This is a genomic window from Halomonas saccharevitans (genome assembly GCF_900116405.1).
GTDB lineage: Bacteria > Pseudomonadota > Gammaproteobacteria > Pseudomonadales > Halomonadaceae > Halomonas > Halomonas saccharevitans.
Map to the genome: position 1 here is coordinate 46,235 of NZ_FPAQ01000018.1, position 14,910 is coordinate 61,144.

Here is a 14,910-nt window from a genome sequence, read left to right on the forward strand (position 1 = left end):
GCCAGTAGCGGCATTGCTTTTAATCATCAGAGGGTCCTTCCGTCTTGTTGTGATGACGAGCGGGGATCACTCGTCGCCTAGCGCCAGCAGCGACGCGTTGCCACCCAGGGCGGCAGTGTTTTCCGTCACGGTCTTCTCGGTGGCGAAACGCAGCAGGAAAAGCAGACCGCCGGCCTTGGGACCGGTGCCCGAGAGCCCTTGTCCGCCGAAAGGCTGTACGCCCACGACCGCACCGATGATATTGCGGTTGATGTAGACGTTGCCGGCACGGATCTTCTGTGCGATCTCGTCGGCGAAGGTCTGGTTGCGGCTGTGAACGCCGAAGGTCAGACCATAGCCCCGGCCGTTGATGGAGTCGATCACCCGATCGATCTCGCTGGCGCGGTAGCGCACGATGTGCAGGACGGGACCGAACTGCTCGCGCTCCAGGGCCTCGATGCCATCGATCTCTAACGCCACCGGTGCGACGAAGGTGCCGTTGGCGGTGTGGGTCGGATCGAGTCGCGTCTCGGCGACCAGGCGATCCTCGCCCTTGAGCTTGTCGATATGAGCCATCAGGCCCCGGCGGGCGTCCTCGTCGATCACCGGGCCCACGTCGGTGCCCAGGTGGCGCGGGTCGCCCACGTGCAGCTCGTCCATGGCGCCCTTGAGGATCTCGATGACCCGGTCGGCCACGTCGTCCTGCACGTAGAGCACGCGCAGGGCGGAGCAGCGCTGGCCGGCGCTCTGGAAGGCCGACTGGATGACGTCGGCCACCACCTGCTCGGGCAGGGCGGTGGAATCGACGATCATGGCGTTCATGCCGCCGGTCTCGGCGATCAGCGTCGGCAGGGGCGCGTTCTCGCGAGCCGCCAGGGCACGGTTGATGATCTGGGCGGTATCGGTGCCGCCGGTGAAGACCACCCCAGTGATGCGCGGATCGCCGCTCAGCACGCTGCCCACGGTGGGGCCGTCGCCGGGCAGCAGCTGCACCACGTCGCGCGGCATGCCGGCGTCATGGAGCAGCTCGATGATGCGGTTGGCGGCCAGCGAGGTCTGCTCGGCGGGCTTGGCCAGCACCGGGTTGCCGGCGACGGCGGCGGCCACGACCTGACCGCAGAAGATCGCGATCGGGAAGTTCCAGGGGCTGATCGCCGCGAACACGCCCTTGCCGCCCATCATCAGCTCGTTGGACTCACCGGTGGGCCCCGGCAGGCGGGTCGTGCTGCCGAACAGTTCCTCGGCGCGCACCGCATAGTAGCGGCAGAAGTCCACTGCCTCGCGGATCTCGTCGACCCCGTCGGTCAAGAGCTTGCCGCCCTCGCGGGAGCACAGCGTCATCAGCTCGGCGAGGTTCTCTTCCATCAGGTCGCCCAGGCGGCTGACGATGGCGGCGCGCTCGGCGACCGGCGTGGCGTCCCAGCGCGGGAAGGCCGCCCAGGCGGCGTCGACGGCCCTGGCAGCCTGGTCCCTGGAGGTCCACTGCACGCTGCCGACCCTGACGCGGCGGTCGAAGGGGCAGAGCACGTCGTGGCGGGCGCCGGCGTCCTCGGCGACGTCGAAGGCCAGCAGCGGCCGCGCGTGGTACTCCTTCTCCATGAAGGTCGCCATCTCGTCCATCAGCGGGCGGTACTGGCTGTTGATGTTCAGGTTGACGCCCCGGGAGTTCTGCCGCGCCGGGCCATAGATGTCCTTGGGCAGCGGGATCCGGTGGTTGGCATAGGTCTGGTACTGCTTGAGCGTCTCGACCGGATGCACGCACAGCGACTCGACCGGCACGCGCGGGTCGACCAGCTGGTGCACGAAGGAGGAGTTGGCGCCGTTCTCGAGCAGGCGGCGCACCAGGTAGGGCAGCAGGTCCTTGTGAGCCCCCACCGGCGCATAGATGCGGCAGTAGGTGCCCTTCGGCGCGCGCTTGAGGGCAGCGTCATAGAGCGCCTCGCCCATGCCGTGCAGGCGCTGGAACTCGAAGGGGCGCCTGGCCTCGTTGGCGAGCTCGAGGATGGTGCTGATGGTGTGCGCGTTGTGCGTCGCGAACTGCGGGAAGATGCGCCCGCGGGTGTTGTCCGAGAGCAGGAAGCTCACGCAGGCCAGGTAGGCGACGTCGGTATTGGCCTTGCGGGTGAAGACCGGGTAGCCGTCGGCACCGATCTGCTGGGATTCCTTGATCTCGGTGTCCCAGTAGGCGCCCTTGACCAGGCGCATGGGGATCTCGTCGCCCTGGCGGTCGGCCAGGCGGTTGAGGTAGTGCAGCACCGGCAGGGCGCGCTTGGCATAGGCCTGCACGACCAGGCCGAAGTGCCCCCAGCCGCGGCAGGTGTCGCTCTCGTAGACGGCGCGGAAGACCTCCAGCGACAGCTCCAGGCGATCGACTTCCTCGGCATCGATGGTCATGGCGACGTCGCGCTCGCGGGCCATGGCGGCCAGTTCGCGCACGGTGCCGACCAGCTCCTCGAGCACCTGCTCGCGGCGGCCGAACTCGTAGCGGGGGTGCAGGGCCGAGAGCTTGATGGAGATCGACGGCGACGGCGTGCTGGCCGTGAGCGCCTTGCTGGTCTTGCCGACGCTCTTGATGGCGGCGGCGTAGGACTCGAAATAGCGCTTGGCGTCCGCGCGGGTGCGGGCGGCCTCGCCGAGCATGTCGTAGGAGTAGGTGTAGCCCTTGTCGAACAGCGGCTTGGAGCGCTTGAGCGCCTCATCGATGTCGCGCCCCAGCACGAACTGCTTGCCCATGATCTTCATCGCCTCGTACATGGCGCGGCGGATCACCGGCTCGCCCATGCGATTGACGAGCTTGTTGATGAAGTGCGCGGGCTTGCCTTCCTTGGGCTTGTCCAGATTGATGACGCGGCCGGTCATCAAAAGGCCCCAGGTCGAGGCATTGACGAACCACGACTCGCTCTGGCCCAGGTGTGACTTCCAGTCCGACGGGCCCAGCTTGTCCTCGATCAGGGCGTCGGCGGTGGCCTTGTCGGGGATGCGCAGCATGGCTTCGGCCAGGCACATCAGCATCAGGCCCTCGTGGGTGTCCAGGCTGTACTGCTGAAGCAGCTCATCGATGGAGTCCACGGCGGTGTCCATCTCGCGGACTTCTCGCACCAGCTCCGCCGCCTGGTGGGCGGTGCGCTTGAAATCGGCCTCGTCGGCGGACAGCAGGTCGACCAGCTCGCGAACGAACGCTTCCTCGTCGACCGCATAGTGATCACTGATGCGGGCGAAGAGGGTGTCGAGGTCCTGCTGCCAGGTCTCACCTGCCAGCATGTTGTTGGCGTTTAGCATCTAACTCCCCAGAGTGTAAGCCGTCGTCAGAGGGCGATGCCCGGCCGCCCGAGAGCTGTAGCGGGCGGCGCGGGAGATGCGTTGAGGGTAGGAGCGCGAGTGTCGTCCTGCTTGGCGAATTCTCGGTAGTATTTAACGGTTTCACGGTTTATGGCCGTGAAACGGTTGAAATTTCTACTTTGGTCTAAGGGTCCTGGCCGCTGCGCTTTGGGCCGGCGAGCTGACGGGTGAGGCGAGTTGACCGCGCGGGTCGCGACGCAGCTGGCTGGGGGGATACCCGAAGGCCTGCCGGCAGGCCCGCGACAGGGCACTCTGGCTGGTGAAGCCCGTTCGCGCGGCGATCTCCGACAGCGGCAACCGGCTCTGCTGCACCAGCTGGCGAGCGCTATCCAGTCGGCGGCGCATCACGTATTGCCAGGGTGACATCCCCGTGCTCTGGCGGAAGCGTTCGCTGAAGTGTGCCTCGCTGAGGCAGGCCTCGGCGGCCAGGTCGGCGACGCGCAGCCGCTCGCCCAGGTGATGATCGATGAAGCGATCGAGGGCCGTCAGGTCGAGTCGACGCGCGGGCGTGGCCGGCTCGTTGGCCAGCCGCGCGTGGAGGGAGCCTAGCAGGGTGCCGGCCAGTCGCTCGCTGTGCAGCGGCGCAAGGTTGCCCTCGCGGGTCAGCAGGCTCAGCTCCTGGAGCAGGAAATCCAGGTAGTGGCGCAGCGCGGGGTCGAGGGAGAAGAAGCGCGGCGCGTCGAACAGCTGGATCAGGTCGCGCTGGTGGCCCGTCACGGCGAAGGCGTCGTGGGGCAGGTCGAGAATCAGCTGGCGGTTGTCGCCGTGGCCGGCGTAGTAGTGCAGGTGGTTGGCCGGCACGATGCAGCCGGAGAAGGCCGAGATGGATCCACCCAGCCCCTCGATCTCGAACTCCGCCTTGCCACGCAGGCCGATCACGATCTGGTGAAAGTCGTGGGCGTGGTGGCGAATCGCGGTGTCGAGGGGGATCTGGCGGATGGCACTGGTCACGATAGGCCTCCGGCGGGGCATGTCAGCAGCATGACACCACAGTATACCAGGCGAGGATTCAACGCTTTGCGTCAATCCTCGCGGCGGCGCAGGGCGGTGTGGGCCGCCAGGTGATCACGCAGTGCCGCTAGCTCCTCCTGGCCCTCGTCGTCGAGCAGAGGCTTGCCGCGCGCCATGCGCCCGTGCCGCCCATGTTCGTCCATCAGTCGATCGGCCCGGCGGCGAATCCCCTCCAGGTAGTCGTCGTGGCGAATCGGGTAGCCGATGATGGTGTTCCACTCGGTCTCGCTGACGCTGCTCGCCAGCGCCTTGTCGAACAGCGCCATCAGCTGCTCGGGCTCCGTGCGATAGCGTGGGGTGCCGGAGAGCATCATCAGGGCGATCATGCCGCCGAAGATGACCAGGCAGACGGTGAGTACCAGCAGGAAAATGGACATGGTCGCGGCTCCGTGCAATCGAGCAGGTACCGATCGCTCAGCGGCAGGTGCGGCGGATCCAGTAGATGGATGTCTTCAAGGGCTGAGGCGGCACGCCGGGGCGTGGAGCGGGTGAAGGGAATCGAACCCTCGTCTTAAGCTTGGGAAGCTTCTGCTCTACCATTGAGCTACACCCGCGAGGGGATTTGGATAGTAAAACCAAGTGGTTAGCCTTTGCAAGCGAGCCGCCGATTTTTTCTTTTGGATCCGCGCTAAGTGGCTGTTCCGCGGTGCCTTGCCGGTCGGCAGGGAGTGTCAGGAAGGTATAGCAGAGTTTTTTTTGCGCTCTGCCGAACTTTTCTCTTCACCGGTGTCAGATGTTGCATAGGCAGCAACGCGATAGCAGTCGCTAACACTGTTGCCTAGCTTGCATTATCGATCTTTGCCGCCCCATGGTTCATGGGGCGGCTTTTCTTTTAGGGCATGTCAGGTGTTCTGCTGGGGCTTTGTCCTGAGCCGGCCTGACCCGCCACGTGTCGGCCCGAGCCAACAGGCCTCGCCACCCAGCGCGGGGTCGAGTGGCGAGGGCGGGTGTCCTGTCGTCGAGGATCAGGAGTGGCGCATGCGGATCAATGCGCTCAGCACGTCGCGGCGGGTGACGATCCCCACCAGCCGGCCCTGCTCGACCACCGGATAGACCTTGGGCTTGGCACCCAGCATCTCCTGAGCCAGATCGGTGATGCTCTTGGTGGGCGACACCGAGAGCACCTCGTTGCGCATCATCTCCCGAACCAGCGGCGGCTCGTCGCCGAGATAGGAGCTCTCCAGCACCTTGCCCATCACGTCCTGCTCCGAGATGAAGCCGATCAGGTGGTCCCGCTCATCGACCACGGGCACGCCGGGCAGGCGGTGCAGCGCGAGGCCCTCGGCCAGGGTGGCGACCGAGGTCTGGCCGGTGACCCGGTAGCAGTCCCGGGACATGATCTCACGCACGATCGTGGGGGCCTTGTTGGGCATGGCATAGCTCCTTGTGCCGGGCAATCATGGTCTGGACGGCGCCGCGATACCCGGGGTGATGGCCAGGGCGACTCGTGGCGCTGCCTCGTCTCGCCTCCAGCATAGTCGACACCCCCCACGCGCGGCGAAGGGGCCTGTTAACGCTGGCGGCGTGCGTCGCCGCGTCCGGCGCTCGGTCAGGAACCCGACAACGCTTGCCGGCTCCAATATGGCACACTCATGCACACCAGCCGTCGGTGTCGCCGGCGGTGACCGACCGAGGGAGTCGCATCATGGATGCTCGGGAGTACATGGCCCGCAAGGGGCTGGATACGGGGCGTGATCAGGAGCGCCCCAACACCCTGGAGGAGAAGGCCTGGTCGCGTGCTATCGAGGCGGGGGAGCAACCGCCTCGCGCCGGCACGCCCTTCGACTGGGAGGACTGGGAGCGCTATCACGAGACGCTCGCCGATGGCGCCGAGACGCTGGAGCAGAAGATCGATCACGAGGCCCACCGTCGCGCGCTCGACCACGAGGCGAGCTCGGCCGTCGGGCACTTCACGCCGGCCGCCGGCGAGCGCGTCAAGGTCGACGAGGAGCGGGGAAGCGCGCCGCCTCGCGGTGATCAAAGGGCGCGTAAGGTTCAGGACCACGCCGAGCCCCCGCCTCAGGACCTGCCGCCCACCGCCGGGCCCACGGTGGCTTTGTACGCCCTGGCCGTGCTGCTGCCGCCGCTGGCCGTGGGGCTCACGCGAGGCGGAGCGACTCGCGTGGTGCTCAGCCTGGCGCTGACCCTGCTCGGCTGGCTGCCCGGCGTGGCCTATGCGTTCTGGTGGTTGCGTCGACCGTCGCCCTGAGGCGGCGTGGGGCCTTGGCTGGGTGAGCGGGGCGGGTATAATCTCCGTCAACTACTCATTTTCCAGGAGTTTACCTTGGGCCTTCTCGTCGGCGTCACCGTCCTCTGGGCATTCTCGTTCTCGCTGATCGGCGTCTATCTGGCCGGTCAGGTGGACAGTTACTTCTCCGTGCTGATGCGCATCGGCCTGGCGACGCTGGTCTTCCTGCCCTTTCTGCGCCCCTCGCTGCTGCGCGGCGGCCAGCGCCTGGCCCTCATGGGGCTGGGCGCGCTGCAGCTGGGCGTGATGTATATCTTCTTCTACCAGTCCTTCCTGTTGCTCTCCGTGCCGGAGGTGCTGCTCTTCACCATCTTCACGCCGCTCTACATCGCGCTGCTCGACGACGCCCTGTTCGGCCGCTTCACCCCCTTCTATCTGGTGACCGCGTCGCTGGCGGTGCTCGGTGCGGCGGTGATTCGCTACCAAGGGCTCGACAGCGGCTTCTGGTCGGGCTTTCTGGTCGTCCAGGGGGCCAACCTCTGCTTCGCCCTGGGGCAGGTGGGCTATCGCCGGCTGTCGGCGAGCCTGCCGGATTCGCTGCCCCGCCACAGCGTCTTCGCCTGGTTCTACCTGGGTGCCCTGGCGGTGGCCGTGCCGGCCTTCGCGCTGCTGGGTAACACCGCGGGCCTGCCTACCACCGGCGTTCAGTGGGGCGTGCTGCTGTGGCTGGGCCTGGCGGCCTCGGGGCTCGGCTATTTCCTGTGGAACCTCGGGGCTACTCGCGTGGATGCCGGCGCGCTCGCCATCATGAACAACCTGCTGATCCCCGCGGGGCTGCTGGTCAACCTGCTGATCTGGAATCGCGATGCCGACCTCACGCGCCTGGTCGTGGGCGGGGCGATCATCGTCGGCTCGCTGTGGCTCAATGAGTGGTGGCTGAAACGCCGGCGCCTGAGCGCGGCCTGAGGGCGTTTGCTCGCCCCGTGGCCAATCGCCATAATGAGCGGCCGCGAAGCGAGAGGCCCGTGCATGCCAACTTTCAAGAACATCGGTCTGATCGGTCGTCTGGGAAGCGCCAAGGTGGTCGATACCCTCAAGCGGCTGATCCGCTTTCTCGAGGACGGTGGCTATCACGTCATCATCGAGGACCGGACCGCCACGGTGCTGCTCGATCATGGACACCCCGAGGCCAGCCGCCGACTGCTGGGGGAGCTCTGTGACCTGGTGATCGTGGTCGGCGGCGACGGCAGCCTGCTGGGCGCCGCGCGAACCCTCTGCCACAGCGGCACCCTGGTGCTGGGCGTCAACCGCGGGCGATTGGGCTTTCTCACCGATATCTCTCCGGATGAGCTGGAGGCGCGGGTCGGCGAGGTCCTCGCGGGCCGCTATGAGCTGGAGGAGCGCTTCCTGCTGGATGCCGAGCTCTACCGCGACGGCGTGCAGGTCGGCAACGGCGATGCCTTGAACGAGGTGGTGCTGCACCCGGGCAAGGCGGTGCGCATGATCGAGTTCGAGCTGTTCCTCGACGGCCAGTTCGTCTACAGCCAGCGTAGCGACGGCCTGATCATCGCCACGCCCACCGGCTCCACGGCCTATGCGCTCTCCGGCGGCGGGCCGATCATGCACCCCAAGCTCGACGTCATCACGCTGGTGCCGATGTTCCCGCATACCCTGTCGAGTCGGCCCATCGTCATCGACGCCGCCAGCGAGATTCGCATCCATATCGGCGAGACCAATCAGACCTATCCGCACATCAGCTGCGATGGCCAGACGCGGGCGGTGGCCAAGCCCGACGACGTGCTGGTGATCCGCCGCAAGCCGCGGCGGGTCCAACTGGTCCATCCGCTGGGGCATAACTTCTTCGAGGTCCTGCGCAGCAAGCTGGGCTGGAGCAATCGCCTGGGCGACTGAGGTGAGCATGCAAGGCACTCTTCCAGAGACTCACCCGCGTCAACGTACGCTGTCGGGTGCCCTAGAAGGCTACGACCTGATCGGTGACGTGCACGGCTGCGGGGCGACCCTGGCCTCGCTGCTCGAACGCCTCGGCTACCACCAGCGCGGCGGGGTCTATCGTCATCCTCGCCGCAAGGTGATCTTCCTCGGCGACCTGATCGACCGGGGGCCGCGCATTCGCCTGGCCGTCACCATCGCTCGGCGCATGGTCGAGGCGGGGGAGGCGCATATCGTCATGGGCAACCATGAGCTCAACGCCCTGGCCTACTGCCACCGCGCGCCGGCCGGCATGGGCCGCGACTGGCTGCGCGAGCACACGCCGCGGCACAACCGCATCATTGAGGAGACCCTGGAGCAGTATCGCGACCACCCCGAGGAGTGGGAGGAGGCGCTGGCCTGGTTCATGGACATCCCCCTGTTCCTCGAGCTCGACGGCCTGAGGGTGGTGCACGCCTGCTGGGACCCGGCGCTGATCGACGAGCTGCGCCGCGACCATCCGGACGGGCGCATCGACGAGGACTTCCTGGCCGCCTCGGTGGTACCCGGAACCCGCGAGTTCCGGATCCTCGACCGCCTGACTCGCGGCACCCACGTGCCTCTGCCCGAAGGCGTGGCGATTCACTCGGGGGATGGTTTCACCCGGCGCAGCTTCCGCGCCCACTTCTGGGCGCACCATCCGCGGACCTGGGGCGACGTGGTGTTCCAGCCCGACAACCTGCCGGGCGACCTGGAGCGCCGCGCGCTCACCGAGGAGGAGCGCGCGCGGCTCAGCTACTATGGACCCGAGCAGCCGCCGCTGTTCATCGGCCACTACTGGTGCGAGGGGATTCCGGCCCTGCCGGCGGCCAATATCGCCTGCCTGGACTACAGCGCCGTCAAGTTCGGCCGCCTGGTGGCCTACCGCTGGAGCGGCGAGTCGCGGCTCGATGCCAACCACTTCGTGTGGATCCGCGTGCCCCGCGAGGAGGAGGCCCGACCGCAGCCCTGGGAGATCGATTTCGATTGATACAATTCTTTACGCAAAAAGCGCGTCATCGGGATGAACTCTCGTTGACCGACGCCATCAGAGTAGGTGTTCCCTTGAATGATCCCTTGCTCTTGTCCGGCGGCCCCCTCCGCCGGACTTTTTCTTTGCATGACTGGCCGGCGTCGTCACGGTCGACCGTTCACCGCCTGATGAGCGCACCGTCAGTGCACGCGCCGCTGAACACCGTACCGCTGGAGACACCATGTACCGGGTAATCCTGCTGCCCCACGATGTCGATACCCGCGCGTTGCGACAGGCGCTATGGGCCCACCGTATCGGGCATCGGATCACCGAGGAGGGCGAGGGGCAGGTGCTGTGGCTGGTCGACCCCGCGCAGCACGAGGCGATGCTTGGGCTGATCGAGCGCTGGCGACGAGGGGAGTCCTTGATGCCTGAGGCGCCGCGGGCCGGGCGCGTTCCGACTGACCAGCTGCTGGCGCCGTTCAGGCAGGTGCCGGTGACCTCGCTGACCCTGGCGCTCTGCCTGGTGGTCTTCGCCATCATGGGCGTGCTGGATGATCGCGTGGTCGCGGCGCTGACCATCGTGCCGGTGGTCGTGGTCAAGGGCGCGCTGGCCTTCGGCGATCTCGGCGAGACCCTCGCCTCGGGGCAGGTGTGGCGGCTGCTGTCGCCGGCCTTTCTGCACTTCGGCTGGATGCACCTGATCTTCAACATGCTCTGGCTCTGGTACTTCGGCCGCCAGGTCGAGGCGCTGCAGGGCAGCCGGCGCATGCTGACGCTGCTCCTGGTCGCCGGCATCGGCGCCAACCTGGCCCAGTACGCCGCCGGCACCGTGCTGTTCGGCGGCATGTCCGGCGTCGACTTCGCGCTGCTGGGCTATGTCTGGCTGATGTCCCGGCGCGCGCCGCGCAGCGGCTTCTTCGTGCCCCAGATGCTGGTGGTCTTCATGCTTGGCTGGCTGGTCTTCGCCATGACCGACATGGCCGCCGCAGTGGGATTCGGCAACGTGGCCAACGAGGCGCACCTCGGCGGGCTGGTCGTGGGGCTGGCGCTTGGCTGGTATCATTCCGGCCGTGCCCGCCGCCCCTCCTGAGGCCGAGCCCCCTAAGGCCGCGCCTCCTAGGTCGCCCATTCTGAGAGAGTCCGTCATGAGCGAAATGTCCTTCGATCGCATGATTCAGCAGATGACCCCGTCCATCTACGAGAGCCTCAAGCAGGCCGTGTCGCTGCGTAAATGGCCCGATGGCCGGATGCTCACCGCCGAGCAGACCGAGCTTTGCCTGGAGGCGGTGATGCGCTACGAGGCGGAGAACCGGGTACCCGAGGAGCAGCGGGTCGGCTACCTGCAGCGCCGCACCTGTGGCGGCGCCAGCAGCGGGGCCGACGTGCCTCCCGAACTGGCCGGCCTGGCCCGGGACGTCGGCGGTGACTGAGTCGATCGACGCCGCTCAGGTGCACCAGGGCTGCCTGAGCAAGATGGCCATCGAGCCCGGCGCGCCGGCCCGCTACGTGCTGCGCGCCGGCGAGGAGCGTCTCGCGCTCAACGCCTGCCTCGGCAAGCCGCTGAGCCTCGAGTGGACTGGCGCCATCGCCTGCACTCACTGCGGCCGGGCCACCAGGAAGAGCTTCGCCCAGGGGCACTGTTACCCCTGCTTCAAGAAGCTTGCCCAGTGCGACACCTGCATCATGAAGCCGGAGCTCTGCCACTTCTTCGAGGGCACCTGCCGCGAGCCTGACTGGGGCGAGCGCCACTGCTTCCAGCCCCATGTGGTCTACCTGGCCAACGCCTCGGGGCTCAAGGTCGGCATCACCCGGGCCAGCCAGATGCCGACGCGCTGGCTCGACCAGGGGGCGGTGCAGGCCCTGCCGATCCTCGAGGTCGATACTCGTCAGCAGTCGGGCTTCGTCGAGGTGCTGTTCAAGGAGCAGGTCTCGGATCGCACCAACTGGCGGGCCATGCTCAAGGGCAGCACCGAGCGCCTCGACCTCGCCGCCGAGCGCGATCGCCTGCTGGAGCGCCTGGGCAGCGGCCTCGATAACCTGCGCGAGCGTTTCGGCGCCGACGCCATCCGGGTCCTCGACACCTCGCCGCTGAGCTTCGAGTACCCGGTGCTGGAGTTCCCCACCAAGGTGGTCTCCCACAACCTCGACAAGAACCCCCGCGTCGACGGTACCCTGCTGGGCATCAAGGGGCAGTACCTGATACTGGACAGCGGCGTGATCAACCTGCGCAAGTTTACCGGCTACGAGGTCCGGGTCGCCGCCTGAGCCCTGGGCTATTCTTCGGACAGCGAATCCCTGAGCCATCCCTTCGCCTGAGGAGGAGAGCCCGTGGAGAAGAGCCCGTGGAGAAGAGCCCGTGGAGAATAGCCCGATGAGCGAGATGCGTGCCATGCGGCTGCACGCCGCCGGCCAGCCGCTTCGCCTGGAGCGCCTGCCGCTGCCAGAGCCTGGCCCCGGCGAGGTGCGGGTCAGGGTGCTGGCCTGCGGGGTGTGTCGCACCGACCTCCACGTGCTCGACGGCGAGCTCGCCGAGCCCCGGCTGCCGCTGATCCCCGGGCATGAGATCGTCGGCGAGGTGGCGGCGCGCGGGGAGGGCGTGACCGATCTGGCGATCGGACAGCGGGTCGGCGTGCCGTGGCTGGGCTGGACCTGCGGCGAGTGCGATCCCTGCCGCGCCGGACGCGAGAACCTCTGTGAGCGCGCCGAGTTCACCGGCTACACCCGCGACGGCGGCTACGCGGAGTACTGCGTGGCCGATGCCCGCTACTGCTTTCCCCTGCCGGCCGAGGATGCCCAGGCCGCCGCACCCCTGCTCTGCGCCGGGCTGATCGGCTATCGCACCTGGCGGCTGGCCGGTGGCGAGACGAACCGGCGCCTCGGCCTCTACGGCTTCGGCGCCGCGGCACATATCCTCGCCCAGCTCGCCGTCGCCCGTGGGCAGTCGGTCTACGCCTTCACCCGGCCCGGCGATACCCAGGCCCAGGCGTTCGCTCGTCGCCTCGGCGCCGTCTGGGCCGGCGGCAGCGACGAGGCCCCGCCCGAGCCGCTGGATGCCGCGTTGCTCTTCGCTCCGGTGGGCGCGCTCATCCCCACGGCGCTGGCCGCGGTGCGCCCCGGCGGGACGGTGGTCTCCGGGGGCATCCATATGTCCGACATTCCCGCCTTTCCCTACCGCCTGCTCTGGGAGGAGCGCAGCCTGAAGTCGGTGGCCAACCTCACCCGCCGGGACGGCGAGGAGTTCCTGGCGCTCGCGCCCGAGGTGCCGATTCGCACCGAGACGCGCGCCTATCCCCTGGAAGAGGCGAATCAGGCGCTCGAGGACCTGCGCGAGGGGCGACTCTCCGGCGCGGCGGTGCTGATTCCCTGAGCCAGGGGCTGATATCGAGCCTGGCGCTTCGTCCGACCCGGAACCTGGTGCCTCCTCCGTCCTCTCCGATTCCGAGTCTGACGCTGACCTCGAATTCGATCTCGAACCTGGTCGTCGCAGGCGAGCCGCTTCCCCACACAAGAAAGGCCCCTCGCGAGGGGCCTGTGATGGCGAGCAGCGCGCCGGTTCAGCTCGACTCGGCCATCGTCGAGTAGGGATTGTCCGGCATCATCGCCCGGGGGATCGGCGGGCGACGCGCACCCTCCTTGGGCCCGTAGTGCTCCGCCAGGTAATCGAGGATGGTCGACTCGGTCTCGGCATCGAATTCCCAGAGCCCCTGGGTGTCCTGCATCCAGCGGATCAGATACTGCCAGTGGTTGCGCGAGCCGCTGTTCTGGGTGACCAGCTTGGCCGAGTGGCAGGCCGTGCAGTTGCTGCGCACCGTCTCCCATCCCTCCGCCTTGATCAGGCCGGTCTCCGGGTCCTTGGGCGGGGCCTCCCCCTCCTGGGCGCCTGCCGCCAGCGGCAGGCAGATCAAGGCGACGCCCAGGGTGGTCATGGCCAGCACTTGCAAGCGTTTCATGACGACCTCCTAGGCCACCTGGACCGCGATGCGATGGCAGGCGTTGTTGAGGTATCCCTTGGGGTTCCAGCCCGGCACCACCATGGGCTGTGAGCGACCGTTCTCATCGGTGGCCTTGGCCCAGACCTCGAAATAGCCGGGCTCTGGGAACTCCACCCGGGTCGTCCAGCGCTGCCAGGCCAACCGGTTGGGCGGATCCTTCAGCTCGGCCTTATGCCAGGTCGCCCCGAAGTCGATCGAGACATGCACCTCCTTGACGGCCAGGTCGCCGGCCCAGGCATGGCCGCGTACCGTCATGGCCTCGCCGAGGGCGTGATCGATCCCGGAGCGGGGGTAGGTCACCAGCGACTTGACCGGCATCGACTGGATGGTGACGAAGTCCTCCAGGGGCACCTGGCTGCCCGGTGCGACCGGATGCTCGGGCACGCTGTAGGAGGGCGCGCCCATCTTGGTGCCGTCGTGCTTCTGGTTGCGGATCACGATGCGCTGCAGCCACTTGCCTGAGACCGACCCCGGCCAGCCGCCGCAGACCACGCGCAGGGGATAGCCGTTGAGGTAGGGGATGTCCTCGCCGTTCATCGCCCAGGCGATCAGCGACTCGTCTTCCAGGGCCTTCTCCATGGGGACGCCTCGGGAGATCGGATCCTTGTTGGGGTCGCCGCTGGCATGGGCATCGGCGCCGTAGTAGCCGGTATAGACGGCGTCGTCCTTGATGCCGCAGGCCTCGAGCACGTCGCGCAGGCGCACCCCGGTGAAGGTCGGACAGGCCACCGCGCCGGTGGTCCACTGGTTGCCGCTCGCCGAGGGCACGTACTCGCTGCGCCCGTTGCCGCCGCACTCCACCTGCAGCTGGTAGGTGTGATGCTCGAAGCGCTCCTTCAGCTCGGCGATCGAGAAGCTCTGGGGGTTCTCGCAGGACTCTCCGCCGATCTCCAGCTGCCAGGTATCGGCGTCGATGTTCTCCAGGGCCGGCGGGATGCCGTTGTTGCGCACGAACATGACCCTCCCGGGGGTGATGTCGTCGTCGAGGAGGTGGGGCGGCGTCTCGGCGTTGATAGGGCGGTCGTTGAGGACGGTCAGGCCCTCCTTGCCCTTAAGGGTGAAGGGGGCATCGCTCTGCGCCAGGGCGGCGGGAATCAGGCCGCCGGGCATGCGATCGGCGAAGGGGATCGTTCCCCCCACGGCGGCGGCCATGGCGAGCAGGCTCGAGCGTTTCAGGAAACCGCGGCGGGTGACGGGATCGACTTCGCGATCCCAGAGCTTGCGATCCGCTGCCTCGGGGTCCTCGGCGTAGAGCTCGTGAATGCCGCGCGTCCTGGTATCGGGGGGCTGTCTGGTCATGACGTGGCTCCTGGCATGCCCGGCGGGCGGCTGGCAGGCGCTCGGCCGGGTCTTGTTGTGATTGTGCTGCCACCCTCAAGCGTAGCACCCCCGGCGCAGGCTGGACGGCGGTGCGAAGGCCGCGGCTCTGGTAGCATGTGCGGCCTTATCACGATGCC

At 67.6% G+C, this 14,910-nt stretch carries 14 protein-coding genes and 1 tRNA gene; 8 read left to right on the forward strand and 7 right to left on the reverse strand.

The features are described 5' to 3' along the window. Positions 1–66: 66 nt before the first annotated feature. From putA to BM388_RS09900, 5 genes are all read right to left on the reverse strand, one after another. On the reverse strand, positions 67–3,258 hold the full coding sequence (gene putA / locus BM388_RS09880; RefSeq protein WP_089849627.1) for a bifunctional proline dehydrogenase/L-glutamate gamma-semialdehyde dehydrogenase PutA: 3,192 nt from the start codon (positions 3,256–3,258) through the stop codon (positions 67–69). Positions 3,259–3,432: 174 nt separating this feature from the next. Beyond that, the gene (locus BM388_RS09885; RefSeq protein ID WP_089849629.1) at positions 3,433–4,269 is read right to left on the reverse strand and encodes an AraC family transcriptional regulator; all 837 of its coding nucleotides are present in this window, start codon (positions 4,267–4,269) and stop codon (positions 3,433–3,435) included. Positions 4,270–4,340: 71 nt separating this feature from the next. After that, positions 4,341–4,706 carry a hypothetical protein gene (locus tag BM388_RS09890; protein ID WP_089849631.1) on the reverse strand — a complete coding sequence of 122 codons (366 nt, stop codon included), beginning with the start codon at positions 4,704–4,706 and terminating at the stop codon, positions 4,341–4,343. 103 nt (positions 4,707–4,809) lie between these two features. Continuing rightward, positions 4,810–4,883 (reverse strand) — tRNA-Gly (locus BM388_RS09895). A gap of 411 nt (positions 4,884–5,294) precedes the next feature. After that, the gene (locus tag BM388_RS09900) at positions 5,295–5,702 is read right to left on the reverse strand and encodes a CBS domain-containing protein (RefSeq protein WP_089849633.1); all 408 of its coding nucleotides are present in this window, start codon (positions 5,700–5,702) and stop codon (positions 5,295–5,297) included. Positions 5,703–5,974: 272 nt separating this feature from the next. Between BM388_RS09900 and BM388_RS09905 the strand changes: the two genes are divergently transcribed. From BM388_RS09905 to BM388_RS09940, 8 genes are all read left to right on the forward strand, one after another. Further along, on the forward strand, positions 5,975–6,538 hold the full coding sequence (locus BM388_RS09905; protein ID WP_089849635.1) for a YqaE/Pmp3 family membrane protein: 564 nt from the start codon (positions 5,975–5,977) through the stop codon (positions 6,536–6,538). A 75-nt stretch (positions 6,539–6,613) separates the two neighbouring features. Beyond that, positions 6,614–7,483, forward strand: a complete 870-nt coding sequence (locus BM388_RS09910; RefSeq protein WP_089849637.1) for an EamA family transporter — start codon at positions 6,614–6,616, stop codon at positions 7,481–7,483. Positions 7,484–7,546: 63 nt separating this feature from the next. Beyond that, entirely contained in the window at positions 7,547–8,428 is an 882-nt protein-coding gene (locus BM388_RS09915; RefSeq protein ID WP_089849638.1) for an NAD(+) kinase, read from the forward strand. Positions 8,429–8,435: 7 nt separating this feature from the next. Then, positions 8,436–9,476: a metallophosphoesterase gene (locus tag BM388_RS09920; protein WP_089849640.1), complete on the forward strand. Its 1,041-nt coding sequence runs from the start codon at positions 8,436–8,438 to the stop codon at positions 9,474–9,476. Between the two features lie 223 nt (positions 9,477–9,699). Next, positions 9,700–10,551 carry a rhomboid family intramembrane serine protease gene (locus BM388_RS09925; RefSeq protein ID WP_089849642.1) on the forward strand — a complete coding sequence of 284 codons (852 nt, stop codon included), beginning with the start codon at positions 9,700–9,702 and terminating at the stop codon, positions 10,549–10,551. Between the two features lie 55 nt (positions 10,552–10,606). Next, entirely contained in the window at positions 10,607–10,891 is a 285-nt protein-coding gene (locus BM388_RS09930; RefSeq protein ID WP_089849644.1) for a YeaC family protein, read from the forward strand. Between the two features lie 43 nt (positions 10,892–10,934). After that, on the forward strand, positions 10,935–11,726 hold the full coding sequence (locus tag BM388_RS09935) for a DUF2797 domain-containing protein (protein WP_089849680.1): 792 nt from the start codon (positions 10,935–10,937) through the stop codon (positions 11,724–11,726). Between the two features lie 106 nt (positions 11,727–11,832). Further along, positions 11,833–12,828: a zinc-dependent alcohol dehydrogenase family protein gene (locus BM388_RS09940; RefSeq protein WP_089849646.1), complete on the forward strand. Its 996-nt coding sequence runs from the start codon at positions 11,833–11,835 to the stop codon at positions 12,826–12,828. A 187-nt stretch (positions 12,829–13,015) separates the two neighbouring features. On the opposite strand, the gene BM388_RS09945 is transcribed toward BM388_RS09940, so the two are convergent. Together BM388_RS09945 and BM388_RS09950 are read right to left on the reverse strand one after the other, a co-directional pair. Next, a complete protein-coding gene (locus BM388_RS09945) occupies positions 13,016–13,411 on the reverse strand; it encodes a hypothetical protein (RefSeq protein WP_089849648.1) in 396 nt (131 codons plus the stop codon). Positions 13,412–13,420: 9 nt separating this feature from the next. Beyond that, a complete protein-coding gene (locus tag BM388_RS09950; protein WP_089849650.1) occupies positions 13,421–14,752 on the reverse strand; it encodes a sulfite oxidase in 1,332 nt (443 codons plus the stop codon). Between the last annotated feature and the right edge of the window lie 158 nt (positions 14,753–14,910).